A 19,265-nucleotide genomic window follows, 5' to 3' on the forward strand; every position below is an offset into this window, starting at 1 on the left:
TTTCCAGAGCTTTTATCGTTTGCACACTTCACGCTCAATTAGTCTGTAAAAAAGCCAAAAAGAGTGTTTTATCAACAGATAATTTGATGACACGCTGGCCGCCAAAAGCGCACCATATCAACAGTGGGGTTGAAAAAAGTCATGAAGGGACAACGCGGGCGAGCGAGAAGAGAGGCTGCGTCTCACCCGAAAAGTGAGACGCGAAAACCTTAGTAACTGGACTGCTGGGATTTTTCAGCCTGGATACGCTGGTAGATCTCTTCACGATGGACAGAAACTTCTTTCGGGGCGTTCACGCCAATACGCACCTGGTTGCCCTTCACCCCTAAAACTGTCACGGTGACCTCATCGCCAATCATGAGGGTCTCACCAACTCGACGAGTCAGAATCAGCATTCTTTGCTCCTTGAAAGATTAAAAGAGTCGGGTCTCTCTGTATCCCGGCATTATCCATCATATAACGCCAAAAAGTAAGCGATGACAAACACCTTAGGTGTAAGCAGTCATGGCATTACATTCTGTTAAACCTAAGTTTAGCCGATATACAAAACTTCAACCTGACTTTATCGTTGTCGATAGCGTTGACGTAAACGCCGCAGCACGAGCTGCGGCGCCAACGAACGCTTATAATTATTGCAATTTTGCGCTGACCCAGCCTTGTACACTGGCTAACGCTGCAGGCAGAGCTGCCGCATCCGTACCACCGGCTTGCGCCATGTCCGGACGACCGCCACCCTTACCGCCCACCTGCTGAGCGACCATACCAATCAATTCCCCTGCTTTAACCCGGTCGGTCACATCCTTCGACACGCCCGCAATCAGAGAAACCTTACCTTCAACAACCGTTGCCAGTACGATAACGGTAGACCCCAGTTGATTTTTCAGATCATCAACCATGGTTCGCAGCATTTTCGGCTCAATACCAGCAAGCTCGCTGACCAGGAGCTTCACGCCGTTGAGATCGACCGCTTTACTGGAAAGATTTGCACTCTCCTGCGCTGCGGCCTGGTCCTTCAACTGCTGCAACTCTTTTTCCAGCTGACGTGTACGTTCCAGCACGGCACGCACTTTGTCGCCCAGATTCTGGCTGTCGCCCTTCAGCAGATGCGCAATATCGTTTAAACGATCGCTTTGTGCGTGAACGGTGGCCATAGCGCCTTCACCGGTTACCGCCTCAATACGACGAATGCCCGCTGCGGTGCCGGACTCAGAGATAATACGGAATAGACCGATATCACCGGTACGACTAGCGTGAGTACCACCGCACAGTTCGGTAGAGAAATCGCCCATGCTCAGAACGCGTACACGTTCGTCATATTTCTCGCCAAACAGCGCCATGGCCCCTTTCGCCTTCGCCGCGTCGAGATCCATGATGTTCGTTTCAATCGGCAGGTTGCGGCGAATTTGCGCATTCACCAAATCTTCAACCTGACGAATCTCCGACGGCTTCATCGCTTCATTGTGCGAGAAGTCGAAGCGCAGCACTTTATCGCTAACCAGCGAACCTTTCTGCGCAACGTGTGTCCCAAGCACCTGGCGCAACGCCGCGTGCATCAGGTGCGTGGCGGAGTGGTTCAGACGGATACGTGCGCGGCGCGCTTCATCTACGTCAGCCTGTACCGCATCGCCCACTTTCAGAGCGCCCGCAGACAATTTGCCGATATGACCAATCGCCTGACCATATTTTTGCGTGTCGTCCACAGCGAAAGTAAATCCAGCGCCTTTCAGCTCGCCTTTATCGCCAACCTGACCGCCTGATTCCGCATAGAATGGGGTCTGATCCAGCACGACAACAGCTTCCTGTCCCGCGTTAATCGCTTCAACCGCTTTACCATCGACAAACAGCGCAGTCACTTTGCCGTTCAGTTCCAGATGGTCATAGCCTTTAAATTCAGAAGCGCTATCAACGCGGATCATCGCGTTGTAGTCCGCGCCAAAACCGCTAGCTTCGCGCGCGCGACGGCGTTGCTCTTCCATGGCTGCTTCAAAACCGGCTTCGTCGACTTTGATATTGCGCTCACGGCAGACGTCCGCCGTTAAATCGACCGGGAAACCATAAGTATCATACAGACGGAAAGCGGTTTCGCCGTCCAGGGTATCACCCTGCAATTTCGCCAGTTCTTCATCCAGCAGCGCCAGACCGCGCTCCAGCGTACGGGCGAACTGCTCTTCTTCCGTTTTCAGAACCTGCTCGACCTGCGCCTGCTGACGTTTCAACTCTTCGCCTGCGGAGCCCATTACCTCAATCAGCGGCCCAACCAGCTTGTAGAAGAAGGTCTCTTTCGCGCCCAGCATGTTGCCGTGACGCACCGCGCGACGAATAATGCGACGCAGCACATAGCCACGGTTTTCATTCGACGGCAGCACGCCATCGGCAACCAGGAATGCGCAGGAACGGATGTGGTCGGCGATAACGCGCAGCGATTTATTACCCAGATCGGTGGCGCCGGTGACTTTCGCTACCGCTTCAATCAACGTGCGGAACAGGTCGATGTCATAGTTAGAGTTAACGTGTTGCAGTACCGCGGCAATACGCTCCAGCCCCATACCGGTATCTACAGACGGTTTCGGCAATGGTTCCATCGTCCCGTCAGCCTGACGGTTGAACTGCATAAAGACGATGTTCCAGATCTCAATATAGCGATCGCCGTCTTCTTCCGGGCTTCCCGGAGGGCCGCCCCAGATGTGGTCGCCATGATCGTAGAAGATTTCGGTGCACGGACCGCAGGGACCGGTATCACCCATCTGCCAGAAGTTATCCGATGCGTATGGCGCGCCTTTATTGTCGCCGATACGGATGATACGCTCGCGCGGGATGCCGACTTCTTTTTCCCAGATCTCATAGGCTTCGTCGTCGGTTTCATAGACGGTGACCCATAAACGCTCTTTTGGCAGAGCAAACCAGTTTTCACCGGTCAGTAATTCCCATGCGAACTGAATGGCGTCGTGTTTGAAGTAATCGCCGAAGCTGAAGTTGCCCAGCATTTCGAAGAAAGTATGGTGACGTGCAGTGTATCCGACGTTTTCCAGATCGTTGTGTTTACCCCCCGCGCGTACGCAACGCTGGGAAGTGGTTGCACGGGAATAATTACGTTTATCGAGCCCAAGGAAAACATCCTTGAACTGGTTCATCCCGGCATTGGTAAACAACAGAGTGGGGTCATTGTTAGGCACCAGGGAACTGCTGGCAACTACCTGATGCCCTTTACTATGGAAAAAGTCGAGAAACGCCTGACGGATCTCAGCGGTGCTCTTGCTCATAATTATCCTGAAATCAAGCTACACTTCATCCTTCAGGCCGCCTCTGCGTTGGCTGCGAGTTTCCCGGTCACGCGTTCCCGAGGCTCACTTGCCGCTTTGATGCGGCTTGAATGATTTTGTGTATTTAAGGAATATTCGTCGCAGACGCTGTTCGCCGTTAAGCAACCCGCGTCCAGACGGAAAAAGTGGGAATAAGATAAGTTTTCTTTACCGGGAAGTAAAATCCCGTATGCGCTCAATCTGCAAAATTTCGCCATATTTGCTGGATATCGTCCATCAGATACCCGCGATAGAGCAAAAAGCGCTGTACCTTAACCTTTTCTGAAAAGTTTGAAGGGAGCGGCTCGCCATATTTGCGAATGGCCTGTTCACGTGCCATTTCACTCCAGTCAATTTCACATTCTCGCATTGCTTTTTCAGTCGATTCACGGGAAATGCCTTTCTGATTCAACTCCTGGCGAATACGCGCCGGGCCATAGCCTTTGCGGCTACGACTGGCGATAAAGCGCATCACGAAGCGCTCGTCATCAAGATAGTGATGTTCGTGGCACCAGGCGATCACGCGTTCATAATCGTCTGCCGTCGCATCAATCTCTTCCGGCCCATTTTTGCCCATCACCGGCGCGGAGAGTTTACGCCGTAATTCCTGCTCGCTGTGATCGCGGACAGCAAGAATACGTACCGCACGATCAAGGAGACGAGCATAAGCGGGACGGCGCGATGTGGGTTCACTCATAAAAAACCTTAACAGGGAGAAATGCCAAAAGGGCCGCATAAATGCAGCCCTTGATGGTAATTTAACGTTTTGCTGAATGGCGGCTTCGTTTTGTCCGACCCACCATCACCTGATGATTAAAAATCTTCGTTGGTTTCGGCAACGCCTTCGCTATCGTCAACGGCGAAATCGGGCGTGGCATTCTGATTACTCAACAGTAATTCACGAACCCTTTTCTCGATCTCTTTCGCTGTCGCCGGGTTCTCTTTCAGCCAGGTAGTCGCGTTCGCTTTGCCCTGGCCAATCTTCTCGCCGTTGTAGCTGTACCATGCGCCCGCTTTCTCGATCAGCTTCTCTTTCACGCCCAGGTCAACCAGTTCGCCATAGAAGTTGATACCTTCACCGTAGAGGATCTGGAACTCGGCCTGCTTAAACGGCGCGGCGATTTTGTTTTTCACCACTTTCACACGCGTTTCGCTACCCACGACATTATCGCCCTCTTTCACCGCGCCAATACGACGGATATCAAGACGAACAGAGGCGTAGAATTTCAGCGCGTTACCGCCGGTGGTGGTTTCCGGGTTACCGAACATCACGCCAATCTTCATACGGATCTGGTTGATGAAAATCAACAGCGTGTTGGACTGTTTCAGGTTCCCCGCCAGCTTACGCATCGCCTGGCTCATCATACGCGCCGCGAGGCCCATGTGAGAGTCGCCAATTTCGCCTTCGATTTCCGCTTTCGGCGTTAGCGCCGCTACGGAGTCGACCACAATGACGTCCACCGCGCCTGAACGCGCCAGCGCGTCACAGATTTCCAGCGCCTGCTCGCCGGTATCCGGCTGAGAACAGAGCAGGTTATCGATATCGACGCCCAGCTTGCGTGCGTAAACAGGGTCAAGCGCGTGTTCCGCATCGATAAACGCACAGGTTTTACCTTCACGCTGCGCAGCGGCAATCACCTGTAGCGTCAGGGTCGTTTTACCGGAAGATTCCGGCCCGTAAATTTCGACGATACGCCCCATCGGCAGACCGCCCGCACCGAGTGCGATGTCCAGTGAAAGCGAACCGGTGGAGATAGTTTCCACATCCATAGAACGGTCTTCACCCAGACGCATGATGGAGCCTTTACCAAATTGCTTTTCAATTTGGCCCAGTGCTGCCGCCAACGCTTTCTGTTTGTTTTCGTCGATAGCCATTATTACTCCTGTCATGCAACTTGGTATTGAACCGGATAGTGAATTCGTACTGTTGAAGCAATTATACTGTATGCTCATACAGTATCAAGTGTTTTGTAGAAATTGTTGCCACAGGGTTTGTAGCGCGTACGTCGTCGCCTGTCGACGCACCGATTCACGGTCGCCGCTGAAGCATTCCCGACGCGTAATCCCTTCTCCACTGACGCTGGCGAAAGCAAACCACACCGTACCAACCGGCTTTTCTTCACTGCCGCCATCCGGCCCGGCAATTCCGCTAATAGCGACAGCAAAATCGGCGCGAGCGGCCTTCAACGCCCCGATCGCCATTTCGACCACTACGGGTTCGCTGACCGCGCCATGCTGCGCCAGAGTCTCTTCACGCACGCCAATCATCTGCGCTTTGGCTTCATTACTATAGGTGACAAAGCCGCGTTCAAACCAGGCGGAGCTTCCGGCGATGTCGGTAATGGCTTTCGCCAGCCAGCCGCCGGTACAGGACTCTGCTGTCGTTACGGTCGCCCCGCGCGCTTTTAACGCCAGCCCGACCTGCTCGCTAAACCGCATCAGTTCACTGTCAGTCATCATGACCTCTGTCAGTTAGAAATCCTGCCGCACAAGATAGCACTTTCTCACCAGAGATGGGGACGAGCAGTCGATTTTACGAGTCGGATTCCGAAAAAATGCCAGCAGGTTATTTATGCAGAATGAAAGAGGTAACACATGACTAAATAGCAGTACCATGTCGCTAAATTTACACGCACGGAGAGAAAGCAAGGATGTCACTCAAAAAAACGGAAAGCACACAGCACAAACTAAAACAAACCACCCAACTACGGCTGTGGGCCACAATTGGCGGCGTCTGTTCACTTGTCATGGGAGTACTGAATATATTGTCGTCAGGCTATTTTGAACCGTATGATGGCGGTCAAATTATCTTAGGCCTGGGATGTCTGGGATATAGTCTAGCACTATCAAAGAAGATATCCCATTTGCAGGCAGAGAATCAGCCCCAAAAGCCATAATAATAGCGGAGGGGGTGCTCCCCTCCCTAAGCGTAAATTAGCGCACCCGCGCCAGCGCTACCGCCTGGCCCAGCTGCCAAACCGCCATCGCATAATGCGTGCTGTGGTTATATCGGGTAATGGTGTAGAAGTTCGGCAAGCCGTACCAGTACTGGTAGCCCGTACCGATATCCAGACGCAGCAGGCTGGCTTCCTGATGATTGCCCAACGATTGCTGCGGCGTTAAGCCTGCGGCGGCAAGCTGAGAGAGGCTATATTTTGTTTTGAAACCATTCGCCAGCCCAGGCGCCTGACCATTCGCCGGCACCGCAACCGTATCGCCTTTCACCCAACCATGCGCCTTGAAGTAGTTCGCCACGCTGCCGATGGCATCAACCGGGTCCCAAAGGTTGATGTGATTGTCGCCATTGAAATCGACCGCATATTCTTTATAGGAAGATGGCATAAACTGGCCGTAGCCCATCGCGCCCGCAAAGGAACCTTTCAGATTGAGCGGATCGTCTTGCTCATCGCGCGCCATGAGCAGGAAGGTTTCCAGCTCGCCGGAGAAATATTCCGCCCGACGCGGATAGTTAAATGACAGCGTCGCCAGCGCGTCCAGAATCCGCGTTTTCCCCATGATACGTCCCCAACGGGTTTCCACGCCGATAATCCCCACGATGATTTCCGGCGGTACGCCGTATACCTGCCAGGCGCGGTTCAGCGCGTCTTCATACTGATTCCAGAACGCGACGCCGTTTTGCACATTATCCGGCGTAATAAATTGTTTGCGGTAGCGAAGCCAGGCGCCATTTGGTCCGGCGGGCGGCTGAGTGGTCGGCGCTTGTCTGTCCATCAGACGCAGGACGTAATCCAGTCTTTTAGACTGCGAGAGGATCTCCTGCAGCTGCTGACGGTCGAAACCGTGTTTACTGACCATTTTATCAATGAACTGCTGCGCATTAGGGTTGTTGGCGAAGTCGCCGCCCATTTGCATGACGTTATGCTGCGGCTCAAGCAGGAAGCCGCCGGAAGACGTGCCCGTCGTCGCTTGAGTCTCGGAAGATTTTGGCGTGCTGCTACAGGCAGCAAGCAATACGCAAAGTGGAAGTAACGCTACATAACGACGCTTGAACATGAGACATCCATTAAACAAATTCAGCCAGGGAGAAGTATGGTAAAGCATCCCCCGCCGCACAAGGAAGCGGCACAAGAGAATAAATCACCTTTCTCCTCTTTTCAGTTTGTATCCTCTCCCTCGCCCCACAATCTTTCAACTTAAAATATTTTTCTTTTATTTTGCGATCACAATAACACTTTTGAATCTTTCAACATGATTACAATGAACAGGAAATTAGCAAGAAAACTAAAAACCCTACAGGAGAGAACAATGATCGAAACCATTACACATGGTGCGGAGTGGTTCATCGGGTTATTCCAGAAAGGCGGAGAGGTGTTTACCGGTATGGTGACAGGTATTCTTCCGCTACTGATAAGCCTGCTGGTTATCATGAATGCGCTCATCAATTTTATCGGCCAGCAGCGTATTGAGCGTTTTGCCCAACGTTGTGCCGGAAATCCGCTATCTCGTTACCTGCTTTTACCGTGTATCGGGACATTTGTTTTTTGTAATCCGATGACCCTGAGCCTGGGACGCTTTATGCCGGAGAAGTACAAGCCGAGCTATTACGCGGCGGCCTCCTATAGCTGTCACTCCATGAACGGTCTGTTTCCGCATATCAATCCCGGCGAACTGTTTGTTTATCTGGGTATCGCCAGCGGACTCACCACGTTAGGGCTTCCTCTCGGCCCGCTCGCGGTGAGCTATCTGCTGGTAGGTCTGGTGACGAACTTCTTCCGCGGTTGGGTAACCGATCTCACCACCGCTATTTTTGAGAAAAAAATGGGGATTCAACTTGAGCAGAAAGTTCATCTGACAGGAGCGGTATCATGACACGGGTTCGTATTGAGAAAGGCGCCGGCGGCTGGGGCGGCCCGCTTGAACTGGACGTTACGCCAGGCAAAAAGATCGTCTATATCACAGCCGGTACGCGCCCGGCGATCGTCGACAAACTGGCGCAACTAACAGGCTGGCAAGCGGTGGACGGCTTTAAAGAAGGCGAACCGCCGGAAGCGGAGATCGGCGCGGCCATTATCGACTGTGGCGGTACGCTGCGCTGCGGTATCTATCCGAAACGCCGGATTCCAACCATTAATATTCACTCGACGGGTAAGTCCGGCCCACTGGCGCAGTATATTGTTGAGGATATTTATGTCTCCGGCGTAAAAGAAGAAAACATTACTCTTGTCGGCGAAACGCCTGACAGTCCCCAGCCTGCCAAAACGACATTAGGACGTGACTACGACACCAGCAAAAAAATCACCGAGCAGAGCGACGGGCTGCTGGCAAAAGTTGGTATGGGAATGGGCTCCGCCGTGGCGGTACTGTTCCAGTCCGGTCGCGACACCATTGATACGGTCCTGAAAACAATCCTGCCGTTTATGGCGTTCGTTTCGGCGCTGATCGGCATCATTATGGCCTCAGGTCTTGGCGACTGGATCGCCCACGGTCTGGCGCCATTAGCCAGCCATCCACTGGGGCTGGTGACGCTGGCATTGATCTGCTCTTTCCCGCTGCTGTCGCCCTTTCTCGGCCCTGGCGCGGTTATCGCTCAGGTCATTGGCGTCCTGATCGGCGTTCAGATAGGCCTGGGCAATATCCCCCCGCATCTGGCGCTTCCCGCCCTGTTCGCGATTAACGCGCAGGCGGCCTGCGACTTTATCCCGGTCGGCCTGTCACTGGCGGAAGCGAAACAAGACACCGTTCGCGTCGGCGTACCTTCCGTGCTGGTCGGACGCTTCCTGACTGGCGCGCCCACGGTACTTATCGCCTGGTTTGTTTCCGGCTTTATCTATCAATAAGAGGTTTAGACATGAGCGTGATTTATCAAACCACTATCACCCGTATCGGCCAGAGCGCGATGGAGGCGCTCGGCGAACAGATGCTGATTACGTTTCGGGAAGGCGCGCCGGCGGATATCGAAGAATTTTGCTTCATCCATTGTCATGGCGAACTGACCGGCGCGCTGCAGCCTGGCGCGCGGTGTGAATTGGGCCAACATTGCTATCCGGTCACGGCGGTCGGCAGCGTAGCCGAGCAAAACCTGCGTGAACTGGGGCATATCACTTTGCGCTTCGATGGTCTGCGCGAAGCAGAATTTCCCGGCACCGTACACGTTGCGGGGCCTGTACCGGACGATATCGCGCCGGGCTGTATTTTGACGTTTGTCGCTTAAGGAGAAAAAACATGAATCAAGTTGCCGTTGTCATTGGCGGAGGCCAGACCCTGGGGGCATTCCTTTGCCGTGGGCTTGCAGAAGAAGGATACCGCGTGGCGGTCGTTGATATTCAAAGCGATAAAGCCGCGAATGTCGCCCAGGAAATTAACGCCGATTTTGGCGAAGGTATGGCGTACGGTTTTGGCGCCGACGCTACCAGCGAGCAGAGCGTGCTGGCGCTGTCCCGCGGCGTAGACGAGATTTTCGGGCGCGTCGATCTGCTGGTTTACAGCGCGGGTATCGCCAAAGCGGCGTTTATCAGCGATTTCCAGCTGGGCGATTTTGACCGCTCGCTACAGGTGAATCTGGTGGGCTATTTCCTCTGCGCCCGGGAGTTTTCCCGCCTGATGATCCGCGACGGCATTCAGGGGCGCATTATTCAGATTAACTCTAAATCCGGCAAAGTGGGCAGTAAACACAACTCCGGCTACAGCGCGGCGAAATTCGGCGGCGTGGGGTTAACCCAGTCTCTGGCGCTGGATCTGGCGGAATACGGCATTACCGTACACTCGTTGATGCTCGGCAACCTGTTGAAATCGCCAATGTTCCAGTCACTGCTGCCGCAATACGCTACTAAACTGGGCATTAAGCCCGACGAGGTGGAGCAGTATTACATTGATAAGGTACCGCTCAAACGCGGGTGTGATTATCAGGATGTGCTGAACATGCTGCTATTTTATGCCAGCCCGAAAGCGTCTTATTGCACCGGGCAGTCGATCAACGTAACCGGCGGTCAAGTGATGTTCTGACCGTGAATTGCCGGATGGCGCCGTAGGCCGGATAAGACGGTTACGCCGCCATCAGGCAAAACAACAGGAGCACATTATGGTTTCCACTCTGATTACCGTCGCCGTTATCGCCTGGTGTGCGCAACTGGCGCTGGGCGGCTGGCAGATTTCCCGCTTTAATCGGGCTTTCGATAAACTTAGCCAACAGGGGCGGGTCGGCGTCGGGCGCTCCGGCGGGCGTTTTAAGCCCCGGGTGGTGGTTGCCGTGGCGCTGGACGAACAGCAGCGGGTGACGGACACTTTATTGATGAAAGGCCTTACGGTATTCGCCAGACCAGTTAAAATTGCCGCAATGCAAGGAAAACATTTGCATGAATTACAGCCTGATGTGATCTTTCCCCATGATTCGCTCGCGCAGAATGCACTATCATTGGCGCTTAAACTGAAACATGGGTAATTTCGTTGTGAATGCGTATAGCTTGCGAAATTATCATTTTGCAACCAATACCCTAAATAATTCGAGTTGCAGGAAGGCGGCGACGCAGTGAATCCCAGGAGCGTACATCAGTACGTGACCGGGGTGAGCGAGGAAAGCCAACGCACATGCAGCGTGAAGTATGACGGGTAAATACATAAGTCAGGGTAATCACGCCTATGAAACCTCGTCAGCGTCAGGCCGCGATTCTGGAGCACCTGCAAAAACAGGGAAAATGCTCGGTTGAAGAACTGGCCCAGTACTTTGACACGACAGGCACCACTATCCGTAAAGATCTGGTCATTCTGGAAAATGCCGGAACCGTCATCCGCACCTATGGCGGCGTGGTGTTGAATAAAGAAGAGTCCGATCCGCCTATTGATCACAAAACGCTTATCAACACCCACAAAAAAGCGCTGATAGCCGCAGCCGCTGTGAAATATATCCATGATGGCGATTCCATTATTCTGGACGCCGGAAGTACCGTGTTACAGATGGTGCCGTTGCTTTCGCGTTTTAGCAACATCACGGTGATGACCAACAGCCTCCATATTGTTAACGCGCTATCGGAACTGGACAACGAACAAACTATCCTGATGCCCGGCGGCACCTTCCGTAAAAAATCGGCGTCGTTTCACGGTCAACTGGCGGAAAACGCCTTTGAGCAATTCAGCTTTGATAAACTTTTCATGGGAACTGACGGTATTGACCTGAACGTCGGTGTGACCACGTTCAATGAGGTTTACACCGTCAGTAACGCAATGTGCAATGCAGCACGCGAGGTGATTCTGATGGCGGACTCCTCAAAATTTGGTCGTAAAAGCCCCAATGTGGTGTGCAGTCTGGAAACCGTCGACAAACTGATCACGGACGCGGGGATCGATCCGGCATTTCGTCAGGCGCTGGAAGCAAAAGGGATTGAAGTAATCATAACCGGAGAAAGCAATGAGTGATGCACTACTAAACGCGGGCCGTCAGACCTTAATGCTGGAGCTACAGGAAGCCAGCCGTCTGCCGGAGCGTCTGGGCGATGATTTTGTCCGCGCCGCCAATATCATTATTCACTGTGAAGGCAAAGTGATCGTTTCCGGCATTGGTAAGTCAGGCCATATTGGTAAAAAAATCGCCGCGACGCTTGCCAGTACCGGTACTCCCGCTTTTTTTGTTCATCCGGCGGAAGCACTGCATGGCGATCTGGGGATGATTGAAAGCCGCGACGTGATGTTATTTATCTCCTATTCCGGCGGCGCAAAAGAACTCGACCTCATCATCCCGCGTCTGGAAGATAAATCCGTCGCGCTGCTGGCGATGACCGGTAAACCTCACTCTCCGCTGGGGCGAGCGGCAAAAGCCGTTCTGGATATTTCCGTCGAGCGTGAAGCCTGCCCGATGCATCTGGCGCCGACGTCCAGTACCGTCAATACGCTAATGATGGGCGATGCGCTGGCGATGGCGGTCATGCAGGCGCGCGGTTTTAACGAAGAAGATTTCGCCCGTTCGCATCCGGCTGGCGCACTGGGCGCGCGTTTGCTCAATAATGTGCATCACCTGATGCGCCAGGGCGATGCAATACCGCAGGTGATGCTCGCCACCAGCGTGATGGATGCCATGCTGGAACTTAGCCGTACCGGACTGGGGCTGGTGGCGGTTTGCGATGAGCAACATGTTGTGAAAGGCGTCTTTACCGACGGCGACCTGCGTCGCTGGCTGGTGGGCGGCGGCGCGCTCACCACGCCGGTAAGCGAAGCCATGACGCCCAACGGTATTACGCTCCAGGCGCAAAGCCGCGCCATTGACGCCAAAGAGATCCTGATGAAACGCAAAATTACCGCCGCGCCAGTGGTCGATGAAAACGGCAAACTCACCGGCGCCATTAACCTGCAGGATTTCTACCAGGCAGGGATTATCTAATCCTTCAGTCCCAGACGCTTCGCCAGCCGATGCAGGTTGGCGACGTCGGTTTCCAGCGCCCGCGCGCTGGCCGCCCAGTTATGATTATTTTGCGCCAGCGCCTGGCGAATCATCTCTCGCTGGAAGTTCTCCGTCGATTCGCGCAAATTGCGGCAGGTTGGCAGCGCCAGAAAGCTTTCCGCAGGCGGCGCGGGTAAAACGTCCTCTGACAAGGCAAAATGCTGCGCCTCCAGTATCACCTCATCCCCTGCCCGAGTCGCTCTCGCCAGCACAACCGCACGGTGAATGGCATGTTCCAGCTCCCGGACGTTGCCCGGCCAGCCATAGTTGAGCAAATGGCGGCGCGCGTCGGGACTCAGCACCACGCGGGACAGCCCCAGCCGCAGTCGGCACTGCTCGCAAAAATAGCCCGCCAGCAGCACCACATCATCGCCACGCTCGCGCAGCGGCGGCACAAAGAGCGGAAAAACGCTCAGGCGATGGAACAGATCGGCGCGAAAACGCCCCGCCAGCACCTCTTCACGCAGGTCACGGTTGGTCGCCGCCAACACCCGCACATCCACGCGCAGGCTACGATCGTCGCCGACGCGCTGAATATCGCCATACTGCAACACGCGAAGTAGCTTGGCCTGTAGCGCCAGCGACAGTTCGCCAATCTCATCCAGAAACAGCGTACCGTTATCTGCCATTTCGAACTTACCGCTACGATTACTGATAGCCCCGGTAAAAGCCCCTTTTACATGACCAAACAACTCGCTCTCCGCCACGCTTTCCGGCAGCGCGGCGCAGTTGAGATAGACCAGCGGATTGACCGCTCTGGGGGAGCCCTGGTGAATAGCTTTCGCCACCAGCTCTTTACCGGTCCCCGTTTCACCGCCGATCAGCACGTTAAGATCGGAGCCCGCCACAATCTCGATCTCTTTTTTCAACTGCGTCATCGCCGACGACAGGCCGATCATGTGCGTCTCTTTTATCGGTTCAAACACGCCTGACGACCCCGGCAGCATGTTCTGGCTTTCCAGTTGTTCAATTAACAGCGCATTACTCAATGCCCCGGCGGCCAGCGCGGCGACAAGCCGTAGTTCTTCATCGCTAAATACCTCGAACTGCTCCGGCGTCATAGCATCAAGGGTCAGCGCACCGATGAGGTTCTGTCCGGCAAACAGCGGCAGACCAACACAGGCGTGGACTTTCAGGCTTTCCTGTCCGGGAATTAACCCGTCATACGGATCGGGCAAATCGCTATCAGCCGGAAAACGCACCACGTCCCCCGCGCGGGCGATGGCTTCCAGGCGCGGATGCCCTTCCAGGGTAAAACGTCTGCCGAGAACGTCCTGCGCCAGGCCATCAATCGCCAGTGGAATAAATTGTCGTGATTCATAGCGCAGCAGCGCCGAGGCGTCGCACGCCAGCACCTGACGCAGCGTAGTAATCAGCCGCTGAAAACGATCCTGATGCCCAATGCCGCGTTGTAACTCAATGGCGATGCCCGCCAATACCTCCACGGAAAAACTCATGGTTACCTCATTGTCATTTTGACAATCTATAGTGTCATATTGACAGCATCATTTATAGTCTTTTTGACTACACCAAAAATAAAAAACCAATATAACTTCATACAAATCAATAAGATGAAAAGTTGGCACACTACCTGCAATAAGCAAAACAACTTTTTGTAAACGTTGATGAATTGAGGTGGTTATGTCTATTCTGGTTAAAAATAATATTCATTGGGTTGGCCAACGCGACTGGGAAGTACGTGATTTTCACGGCACTGAATACAAAACGCTGCGTGGCAGCAGCTATAACAGCTATCTCATTCGTGAAGAAAAGAATGTGCTGATCGATACCGTCGATCATAAGTTTAGCCGTGAGTTTGTGCAAAATCTGCGCAGTGAAATCGACCTCGCGGACATCGACTACATCATCATTAACCATGCCGAAGAAGACCATGCAGGCGCGCTGACCGAACTGATGGCGCAGATCCCGGACACGCCTATCTACTGTACCGCCAACGCCATTGACTCTATCAACGGCCATCACCATCACCCGGAATGGAATTTTAAGGTGGTGAAAACCGGCGATACGCTGGATATCGGCAACGGCAAGCAGTTGATCTTCGTGGAAACGCCGATGCTGCACTGGCCGGACAGCATGATGACCTATATGACCGGCGACGCGGTGTTATTCAGCAACGACGCCTTTGGTCAGCACTACTGCGACGAGCGCCTGTTCAATGATGAAGTGGACCAAACTGAACTGTTTGAACAATGCCAGCGCTACTACGCCAATATCCTGACGCCGTTCAGCCGTCTGGTAACGCCAAAAATTACCGAAATCCTCGGCTTCAACCTGCCGGTGGATATGATTGCCACCTCACACGGCGTGGTATGGCGCGACAACCCAACGCAAATCGTGGAACTGTATCTGAAATGGGCGGCAGATTATCAGGAAGATCGTATCACTATTTTCTACGATACCATGTCGAACAATACTCGCATGATGGCGGATGCCATCGCGCAGGGTATCAACGAAGTGGACCCCAACGTGGCGGTCAAAATCTTTAACGTCGCCCGCAGCGATAAAAATGAAATATTGACCAACGTCTTCCGTTCGAAAGGCGTTCTGGTCGGCACTTCTACCATGAACAACGTGATGATGCCGAAAATCGCTGGTCTGGTGGAAGAGATGACCGGCCTGCGCTTTCGCAACAAGCGCGCCAGCGCCTTCGGTTCTCATGGCTGGAGCGGCGGCGCGGTGGATCGACTGTCCACGCGCTTACAGGATGCCGGTTTTGAAATGTCCCTGAGCCTGAAAGCGAAATGGCGTCCGGATCTGGATGCGCTGGAGTTGTGCCGTCAGCACGGTCGCGACATCGCGCGTCAGTGGGCGCTTGCTCCGCTGCCGGAAATCACACAGAAAACCACGCCAGCCGAAGAAACCACAACCTGCGCCGCCGCAGACCTCGGCCCTAAAATGCAATGCAGCGTATGCCAGTGGATTTACGACCCTGCGCTGGGCGAGCCGTTGCAGGATGTCGCGCCGGGTACGCCGTGGAGCGACGTGCCAGATAACTTCCTGTGCCCGGAATGTTCATTAGGTAAAGACGTGTTCGACGTACTGGCGACGGAGGCAAAATGAGTCGGGGGATCATCATTATTGGATCGGGCTTCGCCGCCCGCCAGCTCGTCAAAAATATCCGTAAACAAGATGCGCATGTGCCGTTAACCCTGATTGCGGCGGACAGTATGGATGAGTACAACAAGCCCGATCTCAGCCACGTTATCAGCCAGTCGCAGCGCGCCGATGATCTCACCCGCCAGTTAGCGGGGGAATTTGCTGAACAGTTTAATCTGCGACTGTTCCCGCATACCTGGGTTGCTGACATTGATGCCGATGCCCATGTGGTGAAAAGTCAGGATAAGCAGTGGCAGTACGACAAGCTGGTACTGGCGACCGGGGCGACAGCCTTTGTACCGCCGATTACAGGACGTGAGTTAATGCTTACTTTGAATAGCCAGCAGGAGTACCGCGCCTGTGAGACACAACTGCGCGACGCGCAGCGAGTGATGATTGTCGGCGGCGGTCTCATTGGCAGTGAATTAGCGATGGATTTCTGCCGCGCCGGGAAAACGGTAACGTTGATGGATAACGCCGCCAGCCTTCTCGCCTCACTGATGCCACCGGAAGTGAGCAGTCGCTTACAGCATCACCTGACCGATATGGGGGTGCATCTGCTGCTGAAATCGCAGTTGCAAAAACTGGAGAAAACCGAAGCCGGTATCCGCGCTACGCTGGTAAGCCAGCGTAGTATTGAGGTCGATGCGGTGATTGCCGCCACCGGCTTACGCCCGGAAACCGCTCTGGCGCGCCGCGCCGGGGTAGCCGTCAACCGCGGCGTCTGCGTGGATAGCTATCTACAGACCAGTCACCCGGATATTTATGCGATCGGCGATTGCGCGGAAATCAACGGTCAGGTGCTGCCCTTCCTGCAACCGATCCAGTTAAGCGCGATGTACCTGGCGAAAAATCTGTTTGGCGGCAACGCGCCGCTGAAGCTACCGGCGATGCTGGTCAAAGTCAAAACGCCGGAACTGCCGCTGCATCTGGCGGGAGAAACTCAGCGCCGCGATTTAAGCTGGCAGATTACCGCAGAATCTGACGGTATGATTGCCAAAGGCATGAGTGGAGAAGGCCAACTACGCGCCTTTGTGGTGAGTGAAGACCGCATGAAAGAGGCCTTTGCACTACTGAAAACGTTGTCCGTATAAGCCTGTGATGCCGGATGGCGCCGCTTCGCGTCTTATCCGGCCTACGAGTGAGCATCTGTTTACAGGCCAGATAAGGCGCAGCCGCCATCCGGTGCCCTACACTTCCCTTAATGCTCGCGCTGCGGCAATCACGCCCTGTCCAAACGACAGTCCGCCGTCGCCCGCCGGTAACCGCTGCGGAAATAACAATTTAAAATCAGAAAGATAAAAGGCAAGACGCGCGCGAAGTAAGCGGTTGTGTATCACCCCGCCGCTGAAGACCAGAGTGGTTATCCCCCGCGCCGTAGCCTGCTGGCGCATTAGCGTGGCAAACCCGCACGCCAGCGCATCATGAAAAGCCCAGGCGCGTTGCGCGGGCGTGGCCTGCCAGTTCAACCATTGCCGCCAGAAAACAGCGACGTCCAGTTGAGCGCCGTTAAGCGGCATCGTTACCGGATGCTCAACGTTAGCGCATTGAGAGGCCAGCGCCTCCAGCGCGCAGGCGGCCTCGCCCTCATAGCTAAGCGATGCTGGCGCGCAGCGAAGCGCGGCAGCCACCGCGTCGAACAACCTCCCGCAGGAAGAGGCCAACGGGGAATTGACGCCGCGCTCAATGGCGCGCGCCAGGACACTCCAGTTTTGCTGTTGCAGCCCCGCTGTCTCCGGGTAATCCTGCCAGTCCGGCACAAAGCGCAGGCACTGCGCTAACAGATTACGCCACGGCTGTTTGGCAGCCAGATCGCCTCCCGGCAGCGCCACGGCGGGTAAACCACCTAAATGTTCGCATTCGCGATAATTGACCCGCAAACATTCTCCGCCCCATAGCGCGCCATTCTCACCCATGCCGATACCGTCTACCGTCAGGGCAATCACCTCTCCGCCGTCCAGCGGCCAACCATGCTCGGCCAGGCAAGCCGCCGCATGGGCATGATGGTGTAACACCGTCTCTGTCGGCAGACGCATCTCACTGGCCCACTGACTGGAAACATAGCCCGGATGCGCATCACAGACGATACGCTCTGGGGTAAAATCGTAGATTGACTGGATCAAACGCAATGCCTCGCGCCACTGCGCCTGGATACCGTCATCGCTGAGATCGCCCAAATGTTGGCTGACAACCGCCTGTTCGCCGCGTACCAGACAGAACGTGTTTTTCAGATCCGCGCCCAGACAAAGTATCGGCGGCACATCGCGAAATCCGGGCGGCAACGCAATCGCGTCCGGCACGTATCCCCGCGAACGACGCAGCATTTCGCCGCTGTCGCGCACGACAGAGTCGTCCATGCGCTGAACAATGTCGCGATTGTGCAACAAAAAACCATCGGCAATATCGTGTAAATCGTCCAGCGCCTGTTCGTTGGTGATGGCGGGCGGTTTGCCGCTCAGGTTGCCGGATGTCATCACCAGCGGGTAATTGAGCGCCTGCAACAAGAGATGTTGCAACGGGTTGGCTGGCAGCATCACGCCCACCTCCGTAAGCCCTGGCGCGATGCCCTCACTCAGCGAAGGTACATACTGCTTATCCACCAGTACAATCGGGGCCGCTGGCGTGGTCAGCAGCGAACGCGCCGCGCTCGGCAGCGTTTGCGCCGTGGGCAACATCACCGCCAATGGTTTCGCCGGGCGATGTTTACGCGCCCGCAGCATCGCCACTGCGTTATCGTTGCGCGCATCGCAGGCCAGATGAAAACCACCCAGCCCTTTAACGGCAATAATGCCTCCAGCGTTCAGTTGGGCGACCGCCGCCTGCAAAGCCGCCTCTTTTTCCGCTCGTTCATGTTGGCTCCGCCACTCAAGATGCGGCCCGCATGACGGACAGGCAACGGGCTGGGCATGAAAACGGCGATCGTACGGATCGCGGTATTCGCTGTCGCATTCCGGACACAAGGGAAACGCCGCCATCACCGTAAATGGTCGGTCATAGGGCATAGCACGAATAATGGTGAAGCGTGGTCCGCAGTGGGTGCAATTGATGAAAGGATAACGGTAGCGCCGCTCGCCTGGGGTATTCATCTCGGCAAGACATGCCGGGCAGGTCGCCGCATCCGGCACGATTTGCGTGTTCATCGAACCGCCTGCGCTCTGACGAATGGTAAAATCCGTCGGTGCGCGCTCCCATATCAACGACGCGTGTTCAACGCTGTCAATCCGCGCCAGCGGCGGGCAATCCTGATAAAGCGCGGCAATAAATTGCGACGGCTCTTCCAGCAGCCGAACGACGACGCCGTCGCCGTCATTACACACGTCGCCGTGTAATCGCAACTGCTGCGCCAGCTGCCAGACAAAAGGACGAAAACCGACGCCCTGTACTTTGCCCCGAATGCGTAGCTGTACGCCGGAAGGTGTGTCTATCGCCATCTTATTTTCCCGCCATCATCGAACCCGGAT

Annotated in this window: 18 protein-coding genes; 10 read left to right on the plus strand and 8 right to left on the minus strand. The window is 54.8% G+C overall.

Features of this window, described 5'->3' with window-relative positions; all coding sequences use genetic code 11:
• Positions 1–209: 209 nt before the first annotated feature.
• The 5 genes from csrA to pncC all read right to left on the minus strand — a co-directional run bounded on the left by csrA (position 210) and on the right by pncC (position 5,756).
• Entirely contained in the window at positions 210–395 is a 186-nt protein-coding gene (gene csrA / locus J4614_RS13175; protein ID WP_000906486.1) for a carbon storage regulator CsrA, read from the minus strand.
• Positions 396–629: 234 nt separating this feature from the next.
• The gene (gene alaS / locus J4614_RS13180) at positions 630–3,260 is read right to left on the minus strand and encodes an alanine--tRNA ligase (protein WP_000047220.1); all 2,631 of its coding nucleotides are present in this window, start codon (positions 3,258–3,260) and stop codon (positions 630–632) included.
• A 235-nt stretch (positions 3,261–3,495) separates the two neighbouring features.
• Complete coding sequence (recX, locus tag J4614_RS13185; protein WP_001294862.1) at positions 3,496–3,996, minus strand: recombination regulator RecX; 501 nt, start codon at positions 3,994–3,996, stop codon at positions 3,496–3,498.
• A 116-nt stretch (positions 3,997–4,112) separates the two neighbouring features.
• On the minus strand, positions 4,113–5,174 hold the full coding sequence (recA, locus tag J4614_RS13190; RefSeq protein ID WP_000963150.1) for a recombinase RecA: 1,062 nt from the start codon (positions 5,172–5,174) through the stop codon (positions 4,113–4,115).
• A gap of 84 nt (positions 5,175–5,258) precedes the next feature.
• Complete coding sequence (gene pncC, locus J4614_RS13195; protein ID WP_023251531.1) at positions 5,259–5,756, minus strand: nicotinamide-nucleotide amidase; 498 nt, start codon at positions 5,754–5,756, stop codon at positions 5,259–5,261.
• A gap of 194 nt (positions 5,757–5,950) precedes the next feature.
• Between pncC and J4614_RS22155 the strand changes: the two genes are divergently transcribed.
• Positions 5,951–6,196 (plus strand): hypothetical protein, encoded by a 246-nt coding sequence (locus tag J4614_RS22155; protein WP_000053776.1) that lies wholly within the window; start codon positions 5,951–5,953, stop codon positions 6,194–6,196.
• A gap of 37 nt (positions 6,197–6,233) precedes the next feature.
• Here J4614_RS22155 and mltB read toward each other — a convergent pair whose 3' ends face one another.
• Positions 6,234–7,313, minus strand: coding sequence for a lytic murein transglycosylase B (gene mltB, locus J4614_RS13200; RefSeq protein WP_023251532.1), 1,080 nt, complete (start codon positions 7,311–7,313; stop codon positions 6,234–6,236).
• 252 nt (positions 7,314–7,565) lie between these two features.
• Here mltB and srlA point away from each other — a divergent pair, with 252 nt between their 5' ends.
• The 7 genes from srlA (at position 7,566) to gutQ (ending at position 12,627) form a co-directional block, all read left to right on the plus strand.
• A complete protein-coding gene (gene srlA / locus J4614_RS13205) occupies positions 7,566–8,129 on the plus strand; it encodes a PTS glucitol/sorbitol transporter subunit IIC (protein WP_000573333.1) in 564 nt (187 codons plus the stop codon).
• Entirely contained in the window at positions 8,126–9,097 is a 972-nt protein-coding gene (locus J4614_RS13210; protein WP_000199042.1) for a PTS glucitol/sorbitol transporter subunit IIB, read from the plus strand. Before srlA ends, J4614_RS13210 begins: the two co-directional genes overlap by 4 nt.
• An 11-nt stretch (positions 9,098–9,108) precedes the next feature.
• On the plus strand, positions 9,109–9,471 hold the full coding sequence (gene srlB, locus J4614_RS13215; RefSeq protein ID WP_000111555.1) for a PTS glucitol/sorbitol transporter subunit IIA: 363 nt from the start codon (positions 9,109–9,111) through the stop codon (positions 9,469–9,471).
• An 11-nt stretch (positions 9,472–9,482) separates the two neighbouring features.
• On the plus strand, positions 9,483–10,262 hold the full coding sequence (gene srlD / locus J4614_RS13220) for a sorbitol-6-phosphate dehydrogenase (RefSeq protein WP_001077372.1): 780 nt from the start codon (positions 9,483–9,485) through the stop codon (positions 10,260–10,262).
• A gap of 76 nt (positions 10,263–10,338) precedes the next feature.
• The gene (gene gutM / locus J4614_RS13225; RefSeq protein WP_000255198.1) at positions 10,339–10,698 is read left to right on the plus strand and encodes a transcriptional regulator GutM; all 360 of its coding nucleotides are present in this window, start codon (positions 10,339–10,341) and stop codon (positions 10,696–10,698) included.
• Between the two features lie 197 nt (positions 10,699–10,895).
• On the plus strand, positions 10,896–11,669 hold the full coding sequence (gene srlR / locus J4614_RS13230) for a glucitol operon DNA-binding transcriptional repressor SrlR (RefSeq protein ID WP_000804536.1): 774 nt from the start codon (positions 10,896–10,898) through the stop codon (positions 11,667–11,669).
• Positions 11,662–12,627 (plus strand): arabinose-5-phosphate isomerase GutQ, encoded by a 966-nt coding sequence (gene gutQ / locus J4614_RS13235; protein ID WP_001278204.1) that lies wholly within the window; start codon positions 11,662–11,664, stop codon positions 12,625–12,627. The genes srlR and gutQ overlap by 8 nt, the downstream gene beginning before the upstream one ends.
• Here gutQ and norR read toward each other — a convergent pair.
• Positions 12,624–14,144: a nitric oxide reductase transcriptional regulator NorR gene (gene norR, locus J4614_RS13240; protein ID WP_023206437.1), complete on the minus strand. Its 1,521-nt coding sequence runs from the start codon at positions 14,142–14,144 to the stop codon at positions 12,624–12,626. The genes gutQ and norR overlap by 4 nt on opposite strands.
• A gap of 184 nt (positions 14,145–14,328) precedes the next feature.
• Between norR and norV the strand changes: the two genes are divergently transcribed.
• A complete protein-coding gene (gene norV / locus J4614_RS13245) occupies positions 14,329–15,768 on the plus strand; it encodes an anaerobic nitric oxide reductase flavorubredoxin (RefSeq protein ID WP_000026004.1) in 1,440 nt (479 codons plus the stop codon).
• Positions 15,765–16,898 (plus strand): NADH:flavorubredoxin reductase NorW, encoded by a 1,134-nt coding sequence (gene norW / locus J4614_RS13250; protein WP_114053085.1) that lies wholly within the window; start codon positions 15,765–15,767, stop codon positions 16,896–16,898. The genes norV and norW overlap by 4 nt, the downstream gene beginning before the upstream one ends.
• Before the next feature lie 96 nt (positions 16,899–16,994).
• Here the strand turns inward: norW and hypF are convergent, their stop codons facing one another.
• Positions 16,995–19,235 (minus strand): carbamoyltransferase HypF, encoded by a 2,241-nt coding sequence (hypF, locus tag J4614_RS13255; protein ID WP_208293201.1) that lies wholly within the window; start codon positions 19,233–19,235, stop codon positions 16,995–16,997.
• Between the last annotated feature and the right edge of the window lie 30 nt (positions 19,236–19,265).

This window comes from Salmonella sp. 32031103-2018-00083-FB-01-SM-01 (assembly GCF_017571995.1).
Classification (GTDB): domain Bacteria; phylum Pseudomonadota; class Gammaproteobacteria; order Enterobacterales; family Enterobacteriaceae; genus Salmonella; species Salmonella enterica.

Coding starts and splice junctions, on each gene's coding strand:
- csrA (WP_000906486.1), bottom strand. CDS start 395: ATGCTGATTCTGACTCGTCGAGTTGGTGAGACCCTCATGATTGGCGAT.
- alaS (WP_000047220.1), bottom strand. CDS start 3,260: ATGAGCAAGAGCACCGCTGAGATCCGTCAGGCGTTTCTCGACTTTTTC.
- recX (WP_001294862.1), bottom strand. CDS start 3,996: ATGAGTGAACCCACATCGCGCCGTCCCGCTTATGCTCGTCTCCTTGAT.
- recA (WP_000963150.1), bottom strand. CDS start 5,174: ATGGCTATCGACGAAAACAAACAGAAAGCGTTGGCGGCAGCACTGGGC.
- pncC (WP_023251531.1), bottom strand. CDS start 5,756: ATGACTGACAGTGAACTGATGCGGTTTAGCGAGCAGGTCGGGCTGGCG.
- J4614_RS22155 (WP_000053776.1), top strand. CDS start 5,951: ATGTCACTCAAAAAAACGGAAAGCACACAGCACAAACTAAAACAAACC.
- mltB (WP_023251532.1), bottom strand. CDS start 7,313: ATGTTCAAGCGTCGTTATGTAGCGTTACTTCCACTTTGCGTATTGCTT.
- srlA (WP_000573333.1), top strand. CDS start 7,566: ATGATCGAAACCATTACACATGGTGCGGAGTGGTTCATCGGGTTATTC.
- J4614_RS13210 (WP_000199042.1), top strand. CDS start 8,126: ATGACACGGGTTCGTATTGAGAAAGGCGCCGGCGGCTGGGGCGGCCCG.
- srlB (WP_000111555.1), top strand. CDS start 9,109: ATGAGCGTGATTTATCAAACCACTATCACCCGTATCGGCCAGAGCGCG.
- srlD (WP_001077372.1), top strand. CDS start 9,483: ATGAATCAAGTTGCCGTTGTCATTGGCGGAGGCCAGACCCTGGGGGCA.
- gutM (WP_000255198.1), top strand. CDS start 10,339: ATGGTTTCCACTCTGATTACCGTCGCCGTTATCGCCTGGTGTGCGCAA.
- srlR (WP_000804536.1), top strand. CDS start 10,896: ATGAAACCTCGTCAGCGTCAGGCCGCGATTCTGGAGCACCTGCAAAAA.
- gutQ (WP_001278204.1), top strand. CDS start 11,662: ATGAGTGATGCACTACTAAACGCGGGCCGTCAGACCTTAATGCTGGAG.
- norR (WP_023206437.1), bottom strand. CDS start 14,144: ATGAGTTTTTCCGTGGAGGTATTGGCGGGCATCGCCATTGAGTTACAA.
- norV (WP_000026004.1), top strand. CDS start 14,329: ATGTCTATTCTGGTTAAAAATAATATTCATTGGGTTGGCCAACGCGAC.
- norW (WP_114053085.1), top strand. CDS start 15,765: ATGAGTCGGGGGATCATCATTATTGGATCGGGCTTCGCCGCCCGCCAG.
- hypF (WP_208293201.1), bottom strand. CDS start 19,235: ATGGCGATAGACACACCTTCCGGCGTACAGCTACGCATTCGGGGCAAA.